The following is a 17,472-nucleotide window of genomic DNA, read 5'->3' as shown; positions in this document are numbered from 1 at the left end:
AACACAGTCAAATGACTGACACCCGGAGTTTATGTGGAAACCGGCGAGAAAGTTTAGGGAATCAAGCATGGCGAAAGTCAATCCAGGCGAATTCATGAATCAGGTCAAGGCCGAGACCAATAAGGTCGTCTGGCCTACATGGCCGGAGACCGTCCGTACGGCGATCCTCGTGCTGATCATGACCACGATACTCGGCCTGTTTTTTCTCGGCGTTGATTCGGTTTTTAACGGGATTGTAGCCTGGCTTCTCAGCCTTGCATAAACGCCCCACTCAGATTTTTTAGGTTATTCGCATGGCACGCTGGTACATCATTCACGCTTATTCGGGCTTTGAACACAAGGTCAAGGAAGCCATTGAGGCGGACGCCAAGCGTCTCGGCCTGACCGAACTGGTCGAGGATATCGAAGTCCCGACCGAAACCATCACCGAAGTCAAGCGCGGCAAGAAGATCCAGTCGGAGCGGAAATTCTTCCCCGGCTATGTTCTGGCCAAGCTGGAAATGACCGATGATGTTTATCACCTGGTCAAGAACCAGCCCAAGGTAACCGGCTTCCTCGGCAGCAGCGGCAAGCCCCAGGCAATCAGCGAAGCCGAAGCGGCCCGCATTCTCAACACCAAGGAAGAAGCGGCCAACGCTCCGAAGGAACGGATCACGGTTGCTTATGAAATTGGCGACGAGGTCAAGGTCAAATCCGGCCCGTTCAACAGCTTCAACGGCATTGTCGAGGAACTGGATTTCGACAAGAACAAGGTCAAGGTTTCCGTCTCCATCTTCGGCCGCGCAACCCCGGTCGAACTGGACTTTGGCGAAGTCGACCTGATCAGCTAGCACTGGCTCTCACAGTTGATCCGGCTCCGCCCTGCTTGTCCTCAAGATGTTGAGGCGCTTGCGAAGCTGGGTAAAGCCACGTTCACCAGTGCTTTCGGAAATCTTTATTCGAGCAACGATCTGGCCAGTTTTCTGGAGCAGACGCACTCGGAAGCCCGCATCACTGCCAACATAGCCGACGCCGACACCATTTATCGTCTGGCTGAAGATGAGGCCAGCGGCGCCTTGGTCGGCTATTGCAAGATTTCCACCAAAATCGGCCTGGACTATGATCCGGGCAAGGCCAGCGCGATCGAATTGTCGCAACTCTATCTCGATAACAGCCAGTTTGGAACAGGTCTGGCCGGGCAGTTTATGGACTGGGTCATCTCGCAGGCCCGCGAGCGCCACTGCGGGGAGATCATCCTTAGCGTCTATGCCGAAAATTTCCGCGCACAGTCCTTTTATCACCGCTATGGCTTTGAGCATATTGCCGATACAATTTTCATGGTCGGTGATCATTGTGATCCGGAACTTCTGTATCGGCTGATTCTCCGCGATTGAGAGTTTCGGTCCGTTTTTCGAATCGCTTGCCAATCCGCCGCACTTCGCTTATGCGGCCCGCGTTATCGCGAAAAAAGCGATAATTCCATCGTGGGAAGAGACATCCGTCTCTGTCTGACCACTTAATTTGATCCGTCCAAGCTTTTGGCAACGACGGAAACAGAAAGAAAAGGACAGCCAAATGGCTAAGAAAATTGATGGCTACATCAATTTGCAAGTACCTGCCGGTATTGCAAATCCATCCCCGCCAATCGGCCCAGCATTGGGTCAGCGCGGCGTTAACATCATGGAATTCTGTAAGGCGTTTAACGCGGCTACGGACAAGCTTGAAAAAGGCACGCCGATCCCGACCAAGATTACGGTCTATGGCGATCGCAGCTTTACCTTTGAAACCAAGACACCACCAGCCAGCTACCTGATCAAGAAGGTCGCCAAGCTGAAAAAAGGTTCCAGCGAACCAGGCAAAGTCTCTGGCGGATCGATCAAGTCTTCGCAGATCAAGGAAATCGCCGAAACGAAAATGGCCGACCTCAATGCCAACAGCATTGAACAAGCCATGAAAATCATTTCAGGCACCGCACGCTCGATGGGCGTAGATGTGGTGGAGGGATAAGAACATGGCGAAACTCTCCAAAAAAATGCAGGCGATCAACGAAAAAGTCGATCGTGAAAAACTGTACAGCATCGATGAAGCAATCAAGACGCTGAAAGGCCTCGCTTCCACTTCCAAATTTGACGAAACTCTGGATGTCGTGATCAACCTTGGTGTTGATCCTCGCCATGCTGACCAGATGGTCCGCGGCGTGATCTCGCTTCCTGCCGGCACGGGCAAGGAAACCCGCGTCGCGGTTTTTGCCAAGGATGCGAAAGCAGACGAAGCAAAGGCAGCGGGCGCCGATACGGTTGGTGCTGAAGATCTGATGGAAGCCATGCAGGGCGGCGATCTCAACTATGATCGCATCATTGCAACACCGGACATGATGGGCCTCGTCGGTCGTCTCGGCAAGGTACTTGGTCCAAAAGGCCTGATGCCTAACCCGAAGCTCGGCACGGTTACCCCGAATGTCGGCCAAGCGGTCAAGGACGCCAAGGGCGGCCAGGTTGAATATCGCGTTGAAAAAGCCGGTATCATCCACAATGGCATTGGCAAGACCAGCTTCTCCGAAGCCGATCTGCGCAAGAATTTCGACGCGCTCGTAAACGCTGTCGTCAAGGCGAAACCAGCCGGTGCCAAGGGCAAATATGTCCGCAAAGTCGGTCTGAGCACAACCATGGGCCCAGGCCTCAAGGTTGATCTCGGCGAGATTGAAGGCGCCTGATTCGCCTCCCGTCGCCCCGGCAAAAGCTGGGGATGACATGCAAAGCTATTAGAAAAAGGCCGGGCGCAATCCCGGCCTTTTTTCATGCGCCATATTTTCTATAAGGACCGATATGACCCACTTGCAGATCAGCGCGGACCTGACCTACCGCCTCGCCGCGCCCTGCACGATATTGGTCCAGGTCGAGGCGGCAGCGACGTCCGACCAGATCCTCACCGACACGAATATTGACATCGGTCCGTCTGGCAGCAAGACTATCGTCCCCGCCCATGATGGCATCGGCACCAGGCTATGGACCACGCAGCAGGAGCAGCTGACCCTCGCCTATAGCGCACAGGTCGCAATCAATCGCAGCGATCCGGATTTCACCACCCTGCCCGCAACCGCCCTGCCTGACCTGCCGGGTGAAGCCGTGCCCTATCTGTTCAACTCGCTCTATTGCTCCGTCCACGCTTTCGACCAGGTGGTCAGCAGCGAATTTGCCGGTCTGTGCGGCGGGCCGCTTGTGGCAGCGATTTCCGCCTATATCGGCCGGACCATGACCTATGGATCCGATGTCGACAATGCCAACCGCAATGCCGAACAAAGCTTTGCCGCGCGCAAGGGCGTCTGCCGCGATTATGCCCATATCATGATCAGCATGACCCGCGCCGCCAATATCCCGGCCCGCTTTGCCAGCACCTATGCCCCCGATGTCCAGCCGCAGGATTTCCACGCCGTGCCGGAAGTCTTCCTCGATGGCCGCTGGCACCTGATCGACCCCACCGGCATGGCGCGAGCATCGGACATGGCGGTCATCGGCATCGGCCGCGACGCCACCGATGTCTCCTTCCTCACCGCCTTCGGCAGCCTGAATATGGTCAAGCAGCGGGTGCAGGTGGCGCGGGTTTGAAATTGTCCATTCGACCCCATTGCTGACGACGTGCTGGCTGCAGTCGACTCTGACAATATTGGCGACCAGTTGATCATAGCGAGATAAGGCCTCACCCCTTGACATCCCCGCCCCACCCGTTAATGGCTCCCCTACAAATTGTGCTTCCGTCAAAAGAATCACAATTTCCGTCCGAGACAGCGGGTGAGGGTAATTTGGCCCTCTTAATTTCCAGCCTAGACGGGGATCAGTTTTTTCGTGTGGAGACACACGGGCACGCAGCCAGCGTTTTCCAACGCGGCAGAGCGACCAAAACCCCCCTTCGGATTATACAGGATTGGTTTCGATCAGTCCTTTCGCTCGTCATGCTGAACTTGTTTCAGCATCTCTCACGGAAGCACGTTGCCTCCGGGGGGTCCTGAAACAAGTTCAGGATGACGATAACTAGAATCGGATGTGGGTTTCGGCCCTCATCCACGTGAAGGAGCAAAATATGGATCGTGGTCAAAAGACCGAAGCGGTTGTCGCTCTGAACGCTATTTTCAAGCAGGCCGGGGTGGTCGTGGTAACACGCAACCTGGGTCTGACTGTTGCGCAATCAACGGCGCTGCGGACGAAAATGCGGGACGAAGGCGCAAGCTTCAAAGTCTCTAAAAACCGCCTTGCCAAGCTGGCTCTGGAAGGAACCGACTATGCCCCGATAGCAGATATGCTGACGGGTCCGGTCGCGCTTGCCACATCGGATGATCCGGTGGCCGCTGCAAAAATCGCAGTGGAATTTGCAAAAACCAACGAACGTTTGGAAATCGTTGGCGGCGCAATGGGCGATACCCTTCTTGACGAAGCTGGCATTAAATCACTGGCATCCATGCCTTCGCTTGACGAACTGCGCGGAACGATTGTTGGACTGCTTCAGGCACCAGCAACCAAAATCGCACGGGTTCTCGTCGAGCCGGCGACCAGTGTTGCACGCGTAACCAGCGCTTATGCTGCTACGGGTGAATGAATTTAACTTTTCAAATATTTAGAAAATTGGAGCGTATTTAAAATGGCTGATATTGCAAAACTGGTCGAAGAACTTTCGAAACTCACCGTCATGGAAGCGGCTGAACTGTCCAAGGCACTTGAAGAAGAGTGGGGCGTTTCTGCTGCTGCTGCTGTTGCAGTTGCTGGTCCAGCGGCTGCCGCTGGCGAAGCTGCTGAAGAGCAGACCGAATTTGACGTAATCCTGACCGGCGACGGCGGCAAGAAAATCCAGGTGATTAAAGAAGTCCGTGCGATCACGGCTCTTGGCCTCACCGATGCCAAAGCCCTCGTCGAAGGCGCGCCTAAGGCGATCAAGGAAGGCGTTAACAAAGCCGAAGCTGAAGACATCAAAGCGAAGATCGAAGCAGCCGGCGGTACCGTCGAACTCAAATAAGCCTGACGGTTTATTGCAAAAATTTGGGGTGGTTTCCGGTTCGGAAGCCGCCCCTTTTTTATGGTTTTCGAGATTGCCTGATGTTCAGCGCACATATTTGATTCAGGGTTGACCCTTAGCCACCCAGCCCGCGCTTTTGCCGGCAACCCTCCGCATTTCCGGGATCTTTCATCTGCCCACTTTGACTAAATTATTTTCCGGTATATTCTGCGTCCTATTGATCGCGACCTGTATCGGAGGCACCGGATGTTCATATTTCCGCTACTCATTCAAATTCATGTGATCGCTGCTGTCGTCGCGATTGTCACCGGGATGGTCGTCTTCTCGCTGCCCAAGGGTGACATCCGCCACCGGCTCTGGGCCTGCATTTATGTCGCAGCGATGATGATCACCACCAGCATAGTCATATTCGTGCCGGCGACCGTCCTGGAATTTGGCGAAAGCGGCTGGGGCTTTTTCCACCTGTTCATCCTGGTCGGCGGAGTCAGTGCTTTTGTGGGGATATTCGCCCTGTTCAAATGGCGCAAGACGCGCGATCCGGCATGGCTGCGCAATCACCAGATCCGCTTCGCTTTCTCTTATGCAGGGCTGCTGATGGCCGGCTTCAGCCAGCTTTCGACCAATCCCCGCTTCGGGCTCGTGAGCGCGCTGACACCATCGCAATTCTGGCTGAGCTTCATCGGCACCAATCTGGCGATCCTGGCGGTCGCGATGTTTTTCGTGTCGCGCTATTTGGCCAAAGGCGATCCCCGTCGTCGCTACGCCATGAAAATGTGATCAAGAGCCTTTTTCCTTGCAGCGGCTCCACGCCGCTATAGAACCCCGCGCATGACCGACAATGATGATCTAGCCGCGCACGTGCGCACCATCCCCGACTATCCAAAACCGGGCATCCAGTTTCGCGACGTATCGACTCTGCTGCTCGATGGACCGGCCTTTCGCCGGACCATCGACCGGATGATTGCACTGGTCGATCCGGACAGTTTCGACCTGATCGCGGGCATCGAGGCACGCGGTTTCATCGTGTCGGCGGCGATGTCCTATGCGCTGGAAAAGGGCAAGGTCATGCTGCGCAAGCCGGGGAAGTTGCCCGGGAAATCAGTATATATCGACTATGCGCTGGAATATGGCACCGACCGGATCGAAATGCATGTCGACGCGATCCGGCCGGGGCAGCGGGTGTTGCTGGTCGATGACCTGCTCGCCACCGGCGGCACCGCGATGGCGGCAATCAAGCTGTTACGGGGACAGGGCGCGGTCGTGGACCGGGCGCTGTTCATCGTCGATCTGCCCGATCTCGGCGGCGCGCAGAAGCTCGCCGCAGCCGGGGTGAAACCGATGGCATTGATGGCCTTTGCCGGTGATTGAACATGTCACCATCATCACCGGTGTGCAGGACGAGGCCGATGCCTTCCGGCGCGACCATCCGGTAACGCGGGTCGCCAGCCCGCTGGGCGAAATTCGCCAGCTCGAACATGGCGGAAAGCAGGTTTCAATCCTCTGCTCCGGCATCGGCAAGGTCCACGCCGGAGCAGCGGCCCTCTATATGCACAGCCATTTCCGCCCGGACCTGCTGCTGGTGATCGGCACCGCCGGCCATGTCAGCAGCAATCAGGCGGACTGTTTCTATCTCAACGAGTCCTTGCAGGCCGACTATGGCACGCTGGAGAAATTCGGAGAGCATGACGGATTCACCCATTATAACGCCGGCGCCTGGCCCATCGGCCCGTCTGACTGGCAACCTTTCCTGTCCCATCCGATGCCGGAAGCCCTTGCTCTGCCGCAGGCGCGGATCGCGACCGCCGACTGTTTTGTGAAATGCCCCGAGCGATCCGGCTATCTGCGCGACACGCTCAAAGCCGATCTGGTGGATATGGAGACTGCGGCGGTAGCCCAGATTGCAGCGCTGCTCGACATCCCCTGGGCCGGGATCAAGGCAGTGACCGACGGCGCCAACAGCGACAGTTCGGGAGACTTCCATGCCAATCTGGAACGGGCGGCAAATCGAGCCGCCACTGAAGCTGCGCGGTTTATCGAATTGCTATGATTATAATTGACAAGCCGTCGCGAACTTCTCCACAAACAGCCGGTCGCTCAATATTCGGGGGCCATCCGCGTGCCAGCACTTGAATTTGTCGTAAAGAAAATCCTGCATTTTATGCCGATTTTGTTCGGTTTTTTGTTCTTTGGGCCGCTTTTTGCGCAGATCATGGACAAAATGGGTTGGCGAGAACCGCTCGGCCTCTCAACCCTGACTTTAGGCTTGATCGTTGGCGGCACCTGGGGCCTGATCGCGTTTTTCAGGGGTAGCTGGATTTGGGCCAGACCATGACGGAAGCGGAACTGCGCAAACAGGAACGTCTGATCGCCCGCAAATATGCCGATCGCTTTCCGTGGGAAGTGGTGGTCTGGGGCTTGGGCAATTTGCTCATCTGGCTGTCGCTCTGGCCGCTGGTTTTTCTCGACATATTGCCGCTGTGGATTGCTTTCCCGATTGCCTGCGTCAACGTGATGGCCTGTTTCCTGCCCGCGCATGAAGCGGTCCACGGCATGATTGCCAGACCCGGTCAGAGGCTGCGCTGGCTGAATGAACTGGTTGGCCATCTGAGCCTGTTGCCCATGGCCATGCCCTATCGCATCCAGAAACTCACCCATTTCGAACATCACAAACATGTCAATCATCCGCAGCATGACCCCGACATCACTACCCAGTCGAAAGGCCCGTGGGACGCGATCTGGCAAAGCTTTGTCCAGAGGCAGCGCGGCAAGGGCGGCGTGCTGCGCGGCTATGGCTATATATTGGAGAAAATCGGTCGATCCGATGTGCTGGTCGACGGCGCGCTCTATCAGCTCAGCTTCTTCGCTGCCTTATTCGCGCTCGCATGGAACGGCTATGCGATAGAGGCTGCGCTGCTGTGGTGGGCACCGCGCCATATCGGCATTGCCTATATCCAGTTTTTCTTTAGCTGGGCCCCGCATCACCCAGCGGTCAAACAGGGGCGCTATGACAATGCCAAGTTTTTCAAAAGCCGGGTCGGTAATATCGCATCCATGGGCATGCAATATCACCTGATCCACCACCTCCACCCGTTCATCCCGCTAACCGACACGCCCAAGGCCTTTCGCGAATTGCGACCGATATTGGAGGCGCGCGGTTGCCGGTTTGAAGGGGATTTGCGCTAGGCGGCTTAACCCGCCACCCAGTTGCCGTGGAATCCCGGCGGAATGCGATGGGGCAGATGAATGACCGCCTGTGGCGCCCCGAGAAAATCATCGGCGTTGAGGATGTGCAACTCGGTGGTTTCCTTGTTCATGTCGATCACCAGACCGATCAACCAGCCTCCATCTTCAGCCGAATCCGGCGACCGGGGTACGAAGACAAATTCTCCCGGGTGACGGTCTGCACCAAAATCGCGCACCAGCTTGTCGCCGCCTTGCAGATCATGCTTGAACAATTCGGTTCCCGCCATATCGAGCGCATCGGGACGGTCTGCCGTCGCGATGTCATAAATATAGCGATAGGGCTTGCTCGTCAGCCGCTCGTCATAGCGCGGGAACTCCTGCGCCCGGTCATCGAGAATCTTGCGGTCGACTTTCTTGGCTACCGGATCGACGGTCCAGCGTTCCAGCCGCGACCATTTGCCGCCGGGGCCGAAAGTGGAGCGTGCATAAGTGCTTTCGTGGACCACAACATCGACAATGACCTTGCCATCTTCGGTCTCGAACGCATTGGCGGGGTGATAGACATAGCAAGGCTCATCGAGATCGCACCAGATCGTCTCCTTGCCCGAACCCTCGCGCGGGCAAAGGCCGACGCGGGCACCATGTTCAGGATTCCAGTCATAGGGAAAGGCATAGCCGGCCAGCAGGCGCTTCATCGAGAAAGTCGCTGGCAGGTCAAAGACCAGCACATGATTTTCGGTGATCTGGCAGTCGTGGATCGACGGGCCCTGCCGCACCGGTATCCGTTCCTCGCGCCGGACCTTGCCATCCTTGTCGAGCACCACGTGCCAGACCGTGTCCATCACCGGCGCATCATAGCAGATCGCATGGATCTCTCCGGTCGCCGGATCGAGATGGGGATGGGCGGAAAAGGAATGATTTAGCGTATTATCGAACGGATTATGCGCAATAGTGTCCAGTTCTGCAGACATTTCGACCGGAAAAGCACCGGCTTCGACAATCGCGAACGTCCGGCCGTTGATGCCGACAATATTGGTATTGGCATTGTCCGAACGCGGCTTGCGGGTGCCGGGCTTGCGCTCTTCTCCCAGTGCATCGCTGACCTTGTTCGAGCGGACCCAGCGGTTGCGATACCATTCGGCCTTGCCCTCGGCAATCCGCACCCCATGGGCCATGCCGTCGCCGGAGAACCAGTGATAGCTGGCCTCGTCCGGGCTATCGACCGGATTGGGACCGATACGAAGATAGCGCCCGTCAAGCTGCACCGGAATTTCTCCGTCGACCTGCAGATCGGCCAGCGTCAGTTCCTCGGTCATCGGTTTGTGGACACCGGTCAGATAGGGATGGCCGCCCTCGGGAGCCTCCAGCCGCTTGCGGTTGAAATTCGATACCGCGCCCATGACGGGCGTAACGGCGGCGCGGATGGTTTTTTCGATTACAGAAGCCATGGCATTTTCCTCTAGTTGAAACGGATATCGGCGATTGTGGCAGTTGCCATTGCCATCAATATGAGACCGCCGGGATGGGGCCGACGCAGCGCAGCGAGATTGCCGATGCCGGACAGCGCGAAAATAATCGCCGCGCTGATCGGCAGCAGATCGCTGCCGGCCTGCATGCGGTTGAGTAGCACCGCAATGCCGAGCAGCGCCCACGCGACCGACGGAATATGAAAGACCGCCCGAATAATGTCTCGCATCGCTCGCGCGGCCAGCAGACCATTTGTCGGCTCGCGATAAAGCGGGCCGAGTATCACCCGCTCGCCGAGCACCGAGTGGGCGATTGCAACAATCACTCCCAACACGGCAACGATGATCGCGTAAATTAACATTGGTGGCGGTCCCTTCCGGCTTGGCAAATCGACTCGCGATGTTTATGCTGTTAACATGTCAAACAATGCTAACAGTGTCAACATGAGTCTTCCGGAAGGTGGAACATGCTTCCAATTCTTCCAATGAACGCACCTTATCACCATGGTGACTTGCGCGCGGCGGCGCTGCAAATGGGGATGGAACGGCTGGCGAGTCAGGAACAGCCGGATCTAGGATTGCGTGCGCTTGCCCGCGATCTCGGAGTCTCGGCAACCGCACTTTACCGCCATTTCCCGAACAAGGATGCCCTGCTCGACGCTCTGGCGCTGGAAGGCCTCAACCGGCTGGGCCGGAACCAGGCGGAAGCCGCCAAAGCGGCGGGCGGCGGCCGCGACGGCTTCGGCGAGGTCGGCGTTACCTATGTCAAATGGGCGGTAGAAAACCCCGCCTTGCTGCGGTTGATCTACAATCGTGTCGGCAAGGTCGATCTCGCCGCCGACGACCCTAGCGCGATGGGCGAAGCCTTCTTCCAGCTCCGTGCCGGGATCACAGCGATGATGCCCGAGGACATGTCATTAGAGAAACGAGCCACCGCCGCACTCCACGCCTGGTCGCTGGTCCACGGGCTGGCGATGCTGATCCTGGACGGCCAGATCGAATATGAGCTCGATAAGGTCAGAAACGTAATCTTGATGACGGATTTCGGCGAGGGCCAGGCTTCGGCACAGTCAGCATAAACAGGATGAATTGTGCTTAACCTGCCTTTTACCCGCTTCTGCTAGCTCTCCAGCTCGGATGACAGGCGGGATTCAAGACACAAGCGGATGAAAGACTTTTTCACCAAAAGCGCCATGCTGCGGAAATTGCCCTGCGGCGTGATCCTCGCTCTTATGGGCGTTCTTGGCGTGCTGGAACTCGCCCTTACAGACCGTAAATATGGATTATTTACCGGCGGTTTTGGCCAGTCGCAGGCGGTTGACACGCTTACCGAGCGGTTCATTTTCCTGCTCGGCTATATTAGTTCGATGGCGCTGCTGATCCTGGCTATCTGGTGGGTCATTGTCCGGCTTTTCAGAAACACCAAGTCCTGGCCGCCCCTGTATTTTCTGGCGACCATCGTCGCCGCAACCTATGTGTTGCTGCTCACCGTGACATTTCAGCTGCACCAATATTTCAGTGACACGATGAGCTTTGCCCTGATGGCCAATCTAGGCGGCGGCAGCCTGACCGACGCCATATTATTTGTCTCCAACGAAATTTTCATCGGTATTGCCGGACTGGCTCTCGGTCTGATCGCCTATATTCATGTCTTCCGGAAGCTAGCCCGCACATTCCCGGTCCGCGCCAGTCATGTCACATGGCCAGCTTATGGCCGCTTGGCCATCGGACTAACTGTCTCGACCCTGGCACTTGCCATTGCGGTTCCCGCAGCTTCGACGGACGCGCAAAATGGCCTGAACCGCACGCTCGCCTGGGGCCTGTTCACAGAGGCTGCCGACAAGATTACCGATTTCGACAATGACGGCTATGGCTGGATCTCCAGCATGCCGGACCGGCACCCGTTCAACAGCTCGCGCTATCCGCTGGCACTGGACATACCGGGAAACGGGATCGACGAGGATGGCTATGGCGGCGATCTGCAACTGGTGCCGATGGTCCCACAACCGCCCATCACCCTGATATCGGGCAAACGCCCTCACCTCATCCTGATTGTGATGGAAAGCGCCCGATATGACGCGATCGGCAAGCGAATCAACGGCACGCCGGTGGCGCCCAATCTCGAAGCCATTGCAAAAACCGGCAGCATTATCTCGCCAACCTTCAGCCATGTCGGCTTTACCACCGCATCGCTCAAATCCCTGTTTGGCGGTGCCCTGCAACCGGAAAAAGGCTCTCCCTCGCTGTTCCGCGAGCTCAAATCCAGCGGCTATGAAATTGCCGTTTTCTCCGGCCAGCCGGAAGATTTTGGTGATATTTCAGAAACCGTTGGCATGCGCGACAATGCCGATATTTTCATCGATGGAGAAAAGCTGAAAGATCAGCGCGCTTTCAGCAATGGCGCGCAAGGCTCGATCCTTGTCGACGAGAAGCATATTCTGAACGCCTTTGCGGACCACTATCAGCGGCCCTCAAAATGGGCCCAGCCGCAATTTCTCTATTTCAATTTCCAGTCACCGCATTTCCCTTATTATCACATGGGAATGCCGCTCAACCTGACCGACCGGCCTTTGCCCCGGTCCGAAATCAACGCCGGCAATCGGGACCGGCTGCAGCAGACCTACTGGAACGCGGTCCATTATTCGGACCAGCAGCTGGGCGAACTGGTTTCCCGGCTGAAGCGGGATGGCATATGGGACAATAGCGTGGTTGTCATAACCGGCGATCATGGCGAAGACCTGTTTGAAGACGGCTTCCTGGGCCATGGCCATCATATCAATGTCCGCCAGAACGGTACTTTTCTGGTTACCAACCGCCCAGGCTTAACAACCGACGGCGCCATTGGCATGAGCGATTATCGCGCCATCATATTGTCGCTGCTCAAAGCTGAAAAACCGCATATCGCGGCAAAACCGGTGCTGATGACGGTCGGCGATCTCGAACGCCCCACGCAGATCGGCATTGCTGAAGGCGCATCGAACATTACGTCTTTGCGGCTCGACACCGGCGAGGCCTGCATGGTCGAGAAGAAGCAATGCGCCAATGCTCGCAGTCTGACTGGAGATTTCAGGGAACGTGTAGACCGCCTGATCCGCATTTGGGGATCAGCTAGATGGCAAAACAGAGCAGACTCGAAACAGAATTGAAAGCCGTCAAGGCATCAGGGCGCCATTGGCGGAGACAATCTCCGACACGCGCTCTTGACCGAAATCCAACATATCCCTATATCCCGCTCTCACCACAGATTTCGAGACAGGGCGTGCAGTCGCGCGGCGCGCCAGAAGAAATGAAATTTGCACGGTTTTCAGGACGCTAAAAAGCTGCAGTTTCCCACTTTGGGAGACATGCGGCTTTTGTTGTCTTGAAGCGCCTCCATAAATTGATTTTCCGCCGGTTTTCCGGCGATGGCGAGAAGGCAAAATTATATGGCTACCCAAGCAGCTTCGGTCAAAACGACGGCTCCGACCCCCACCCGCAAGAAACGCATTCGCAAGATCTTCGGCGATATTCACGAAGTCATCGAGATGCCGAATCTCATCGAGGTTCAGCGCGAATCATATGAACAGTTTCTGCGCTCGGATCCCTCGATCGGATATGTCTCCGGCCTCGAAAAAACGCTGCGCAGCGTTTTCCCGATCCGCGATTTTGCCGGCACCGCCGAAATGGACTTCGTCAACTATCAGCTCGAAGATCCCAAATATAATGTTGAAGAATGCCGTCAGCGGGGCATCACCTATGCCGCGCCGATGAAGGTTACCCTTCGCCTGATCGTGTTCGAGGTCGACCCCGAAACGGAAGCGCGCTCGGTTCTCGATATTAAAGAGCAAGACGTTTACATGGGCGACATGCCCTTGATGACCAAGAACGGCACGTTCGTCATCAACGGCACAGAGCGCGTTATTGTCAGCCAGATGCACCGTTCGCCCGGTGTCCTGTTTGACCATGACCGCGGCAAGACCCACTCGTCCGGTAAATTCCTCTTCGCCGCCCGCGTCATTCCTTACCGCGGCAGCTGGCTCGACTTTGAATTTGACGCAAAAGACATCGTCAACGTCCGTATTGACCGCAAGCGCAAGCTGCCAGTGACCGCATTGCTGCGTTCGCTCGGCGATGCCATTCTTGAAGTCAAAGAAAAGAAGCCTGATTTCAAGGCCGGTGAAATGGTTCGTGTCGGCGGCATGAAGCAGCCTGCCGAAATTCTCGAAATCGACGGCAATCTGATCACCATCCGCGAACCGATGGGCGCGATCGAGTTTAACGGCGGCAAGATCGAAGACGAAGGGCGCACCAAGAGCGCCGAAATCGTCAAGATCGTCAAGCAGGGCTATTCGGAAGAAGATATCCTCAACCTGTTCTACGAACGCATCGTTTACAAGCGCGCCAAAGACGGCTGGACCATTCCTTTCGTAGCCGAGCAATGGCGCGGAATTAAGCCAACTTTTGATATCGTTGACGCACAGAGCGGCGAAGTCGTTTTTGAAGCAGCCACCAAGATCACGCCTCGCGCCGCGAAAAAGGCTGAATCCGATGGCATGCAAAACATCGTCATCCCGACCGAGGAAATTTTTGGTCGCTACAGCGCCTTTGACCTGATCAACGAGAAAACCGGCGAGATTTACATCGAAGCCGGTGACGAAGTGACCGCAGAAAATCTCGAGAAGATTGACAATGCGGGCATCGATGCGCTCGAACTGCTCGACATCGACCATGTCACAACCGGTCCCTGGATCCGCAACACGCTGAAGGTCGACAAGGCCGAAGACCGTGATGGCGCGCTTTCCGACATCTACCGTGTCATGCGCCCTGGTGAACCACCAACGCGCGAAACCGCAGAAGCCTTGTTCGAAGGCCTGTTCTTCGACCCAGAACGCTATGACCTTAGCGCCGTGGGCCGCGTAAAACTCAACATGCGCCTCGAACTGGATGCGCCGGCTGATTACACAATCCTGCGCAAGGAAGACATTCTCGCTGTTGTCAAAACCCTCGTCGATCTGAAAGATGGCAAGGGCGAAGTCGATGATATCGACAACCTCGGCAACCGCCGTGTCCGTTCTGTTGGCGAGCTGCTGGAAAACCAGTATCGCGTCGGCCTTCTCCGCATGGAGCGCGCCGTCAAGGAGCGCATGAGCAGCGTCGACGTATCCACCGTGATGCCGAACGACCTGATCAATGCGAAGCCTGCGGTTGCGACCGTTCGTGAATTCTTCGGCTCCTCGCAGCTGTCGCAGTTCATGGATCAGACCAACCCGCTTTCGGAAGTCACCCATAAACGTCGCGTATCAGCATTGGGCCCCGGTGGTCTGACCCGTGAACGTGCCGGCTTTGAAGTCCGCGACGTTCACCCGACCCATTATGGCCGTATCTGCCCGATTGAAACGCCTGAAGGCCCGAACATCGGTCTGATCAACTCGCTGGCATCCTTCAGCCGCGTCAATCAATATGGCTTCATCGAAACGCCATATCGGAAAGTCGTGGACAATAAAGTGACTGACGATGTGGTCTATCTCTCCGCCATGGAAGAGCAGAAGCATACTGTCGCTCAGGCGAACGCCGACCTCACCGAAGACGGCAGCTTTGTCGAGGAAATCGTTTCCTCTCGTCAGGCTGGCGAATTCCTGATGGCGCCACGCGACATCATTACCCTGATGGACGTCAGCCCGAAACAGCTGGTGTCGGTTGCTGCCTCGCTCATTCCATTCCTGGAAAATGATGACGCCAACCGCGCGCTCATGGGATCGAACATGCAACGTCAGGCTGTGCCGCTGGTGAAAGCCGAAGCACCGTTTGTCGGCACCGGCATGGAAGAAACCGTGGCCCGCGACTCTGGTGCTGCGATTGCTGCGCGACGCGCCGGTATCGTCGATCAGGTGGATGCCACCCGCATCGTCATCCGCGCTTCGGGTGCTGTCGAAGCCGGACGGTCCGGTGTGGACATTTACACGCTGCAGAAATTCCAGCGGTCCAACCAGAATACCTGCATCAACCAGCGTCCGCTGGTGAAGGTTGGTGAAATTGTTCAGCAGGGCGATACGATTGCTGACGGTCCATCCACCGATATGGGCGAATTGGCGCTGGGCAAGAACAGCCTCGTCGCCTTCATGCCCTGGAATGGCTACAACTACGAGGATAGTATTCTCATCTCCGAACGGATCGTGAAAGACGACGTCTTCACATCGATCCATATCGAAGAATTTGAAGTCATGGCCCGCGACACCAAGCTCGGACCTGAAGATATCACCCGCGACATTCCAAACGTCGGCGAGGAAGCCCTGCGCAACCTCGACGAAGCCGGCATTGTCTATATTGGTGCGGAAATCGAGCCGGGCGATATTCTCGTCGGCAAGATCACGCCCAAGGGTGAATCGCCAATGACGCCGGAAGAAAAACTTCTCCGCGCCATCTTCGGTGAAAAAGCATCTGACGTTCGCGATACCTCCTTGCGTCTGCCTCCCGGCGTTGCCGGTACGGTTGTCGAGGTTCGTGTGTTCAACCGTCACGGCATCGACAAAGACGAACGCGCACTGGCGATCGAACGCGAAGAAATTGCACGTTTTACGAAGGATCGCGACGACGAACGCGCCATTCTGAACCGCGCAACTTTCAATACGCTGAAAGACATGCTGATCGGCCAGACCGCGACTTCCGCGCCGAAGCCTATGAAAAAGGGCGCATCGATCACCGAAGAAAGCCTGTCCGAACTGGAACAGGTCGACTGGTGGAAGATTGCGGTCAAGGACGATCAGGTTCAGTCCGATTTCGAAGCCACGCGTCAACAATATGACGAAGCGATCAAGCTGATCAACGAACGGTTCGAAGACCGTCGTGAGAAGCTGGAACGTGGCGACGAGCTCGCACCGGGCGTGCTGAAGATGGTCAAGGTCTTTGTTGCGGTGAAGCGCAAGCTGCAACCAGGCGACAAAATGGCTGGCCGTCACGGCAACAAGGGGGTTATCTCCCGGATTCTGCCGCAGGAAGACATGCCGTTCCTCGAAGATGGTACTCCGGTTGACATCGTGCTCAACCCTCTCGGTGTGCCTTCGCGAATGAACGTCGGACAGATTTTCGAAACCCACTTGGGCTGGGCCGCACGTGGTCTTGGCCAACAGGTTACCGAAGCTCTCGAAGAGTGGAAATTGGCTAACCCCGATCCACAGGCAGCACCGCCACCAGACGCAGTCAAGGAACGGCTCAAGGTTATCTACGGCGAACAATATCATGAAGATATCGATAGCCGCGATACCGCCGAGATCGTCGAAATGGTTGGCCATTTGCGTCACGGTGTCCCGATGGGAACCCCGGTATTTGACGGTGCGCATGAAGGCGATATTTCCGACATGCTGGAACTAGCAGGTCTGGATCGCAGCGGTCAGGTCAATCTTTATGATGGCCGGACCGGTGACAAGTTCGATCGCAAGGTGACAGTGGGCTATATTTACATGCTCAAACTGCACCATCTGGTCGACGACAAGATCCATGCGCGTTCGATTGGCCCCTACAGCCTTGTCACGCAGCAGCCTCTCGGCGGTAAAGCCCAGTTTGGCGGACAGCGTTTCGGGGAAATGGAAGTCTGGGCACTGCAGGCTTACGGCGCGGCTTACACGCTGCAGGAAATGCTGACGGTCAAGTCCGATGACGTAATCGGCCGGACCAAGGTTTACGAAGCAATCGTCAAGGGAGACGATACGTTCGAGGCCGGCGTTCCGGAAAGCTTTAACGTTCTGGTCAAGGAAATGCGGTCGCTTGGCCTCAACATCCAGCTCTCCAGCTTCGGTGACGAAGATGAAGAAGGGGATGATGACGGTATTGCGATAGCGGCGGAATGAAGCCCTAGCTTCAAACC

Annotated in this window: 18 protein-coding genes; 16 read left to right on the top strand and 2 right to left on the bottom strand. The window is 56.4% G+C overall.

Annotated features, from left to right (window positions below; genetic code table 11):
* Positions 1-67 precede the first annotated feature (67 nt).
* The 13 genes from secE to AZE99_RS01835 all read left to right on the top strand — a co-directional run bounded on the left by secE (position 68) and on the right by AZE99_RS01835 (position 8,166).
* A complete protein-coding gene (secE, locus tag AZE99_RS01895; RefSeq protein WP_067197601.1) occupies positions 68-262 on the top strand; it encodes a preprotein translocase subunit SecE in 195 nt (64 codons plus the stop codon).
* Between the two features lie 31 nt (positions 263-293).
* Positions 294-830, top strand: a complete 537-nt coding sequence (gene nusG, locus AZE99_RS01890; RefSeq protein ID WP_067197598.1) for a transcription termination/antitermination protein NusG — start codon at positions 294-296, stop codon at positions 828-830.
* Between the two features lie 15 nt (positions 831-845).
* Complete coding sequence (locus tag AZE99_RS01885; protein ID WP_067197595.1) at positions 846-1,373, top strand: GNAT family N-acetyltransferase; 528 nt, start codon at positions 846-848, stop codon at positions 1,371-1,373.
* A gap of 181 nt (positions 1,374-1,554) precedes the next feature.
* Entirely contained in the window at positions 1,555-1,986 is a 432-nt protein-coding gene (gene rplK, locus AZE99_RS01880; protein WP_067197592.1) for a 50S ribosomal protein L11, read from the top strand.
* Positions 1,987-1,990: 4 nt separating this feature from the next.
* Positions 1,991-2,692, top strand: a complete 702-nt coding sequence (rplA, locus tag AZE99_RS01875; protein WP_067197590.1) for a 50S ribosomal protein L1 — start codon at positions 1,991-1,993, stop codon at positions 2,690-2,692.
* 112 nt (positions 2,693-2,804) lie between these two features.
* Positions 2,805-3,584, top strand: a complete 780-nt coding sequence (locus AZE99_RS01870; protein ID WP_067197587.1) for a transglutaminase-like domain-containing protein — start codon at positions 2,805-2,807, stop codon at positions 3,582-3,584.
* Between the two features lie 472 nt (positions 3,585-4,056).
* Entirely contained in the window at positions 4,057-4,569 is a 513-nt protein-coding gene (gene rplJ / locus AZE99_RS01865) for a 50S ribosomal protein L10 (RefSeq protein ID WP_067197584.1), read from the top strand.
* 42 nt (positions 4,570-4,611) lie between these two features.
* Positions 4,612-4,983 (top strand): 50S ribosomal protein L7/L12, encoded by a 372-nt coding sequence (gene rplL / locus AZE99_RS01860; RefSeq protein WP_067197581.1) that lies wholly within the window; start codon positions 4,612-4,614, stop codon positions 4,981-4,983.
* Between the two features lie 246 nt (positions 4,984-5,229).
* Entirely contained in the window at positions 5,230-5,760 is a 531-nt protein-coding gene (locus AZE99_RS01855; protein ID WP_067197579.1) for a hypothetical protein, read from the top strand.
* A 51-nt stretch (positions 5,761-5,811) separates the two neighbouring features.
* On the top strand, positions 5,812-6,351 hold the full coding sequence (locus AZE99_RS01850; protein WP_067197577.1) for an adenine phosphoribosyltransferase: 540 nt from the start codon (positions 5,812-5,814) through the stop codon (positions 6,349-6,351).
* On the top strand, positions 6,344-7,030 hold the full coding sequence (locus tag AZE99_RS01845; RefSeq protein ID WP_197460227.1) for a 5'-methylthioadenosine/S-adenosylhomocysteine nucleosidase family protein: 687 nt from the start codon (positions 6,344-6,346) through the stop codon (positions 7,028-7,030). The genes AZE99_RS01850 and AZE99_RS01845 overlap by 8 nt, the downstream gene beginning before the upstream one ends.
* A 6-nt stretch (positions 7,031-7,036) precedes the next feature.
* Positions 7,037-7,315, top strand: coding sequence for a hypothetical protein (locus AZE99_RS01840; RefSeq protein WP_067197572.1), 279 nt, complete (start codon positions 7,037-7,039; stop codon positions 7,313-7,315).
* The gene (locus AZE99_RS01835) at positions 7,312-8,166 is read left to right on the top strand and encodes a fatty acid desaturase (protein WP_067197569.1); all 855 of its coding nucleotides are present in this window, start codon (positions 7,312-7,314) and stop codon (positions 8,164-8,166) included. Before AZE99_RS01840 ends, AZE99_RS01835 begins: the two co-directional genes overlap by 4 nt.
* Before the next feature lie 5 nt (positions 8,167-8,171).
* Here the strand turns inward: AZE99_RS01835 and AZE99_RS01830 are convergent, their stop codons facing one another.
* Together AZE99_RS01830 and AZE99_RS01825 are read right to left on the bottom strand one after the other, a co-directional pair.
* Positions 8,172-9,614, bottom strand: coding sequence for an 8'-apo-carotenoid 13,14-cleaving dioxygenase (locus AZE99_RS01830; protein WP_067197566.1), 1,443 nt, complete (start codon positions 9,612-9,614; stop codon positions 8,172-8,174).
* 11 nt (positions 9,615-9,625) lie between these two features.
* A complete protein-coding gene (locus AZE99_RS01825) occupies positions 9,626-9,994 on the bottom strand; it encodes a hypothetical protein (protein ID WP_067197564.1) in 369 nt (122 codons plus the stop codon).
* Between the two features lie 105 nt (positions 9,995-10,099).
* Between AZE99_RS01825 and AZE99_RS16480 the strand changes: the two genes are divergently transcribed.
* From AZE99_RS16480 to rpoB, 3 genes are all read left to right on the top strand, one after another.
* Positions 10,100-10,711: a TetR/AcrR family transcriptional regulator gene (locus tag AZE99_RS16480; protein WP_335339219.1), complete on the top strand. Its 612-nt coding sequence runs from the start codon at positions 10,100-10,102 to the stop codon at positions 10,709-10,711.
* 87 nt (positions 10,712-10,798) lie between these two features.
* On the top strand, positions 10,799-12,778 hold the full coding sequence (locus AZE99_RS01815) for an LTA synthase family protein (RefSeq protein ID WP_067197558.1): 1,980 nt from the start codon (positions 10,799-10,801) through the stop codon (positions 12,776-12,778).
* Between the two features lie 279 nt (positions 12,779-13,057).
* Positions 13,058-17,455: a DNA-directed RNA polymerase subunit beta gene (gene rpoB / locus AZE99_RS01810; protein ID WP_067197556.1), complete on the top strand. Its 4,398-nt coding sequence runs from the start codon at positions 13,058-13,060 to the stop codon at positions 17,453-17,455.
* Positions 17,456-17,472 lie beyond the last annotated feature (17 nt).

Source organism: Sphingorhabdus sp. M41, from assembly GCF_001586275.1.
GTDB lineage: Bacteria > Pseudomonadota > Alphaproteobacteria > Sphingomonadales > Sphingomonadaceae > Parasphingorhabdus.
This window is presented reverse-complemented; position numbering and strand designations above follow the sequence as displayed.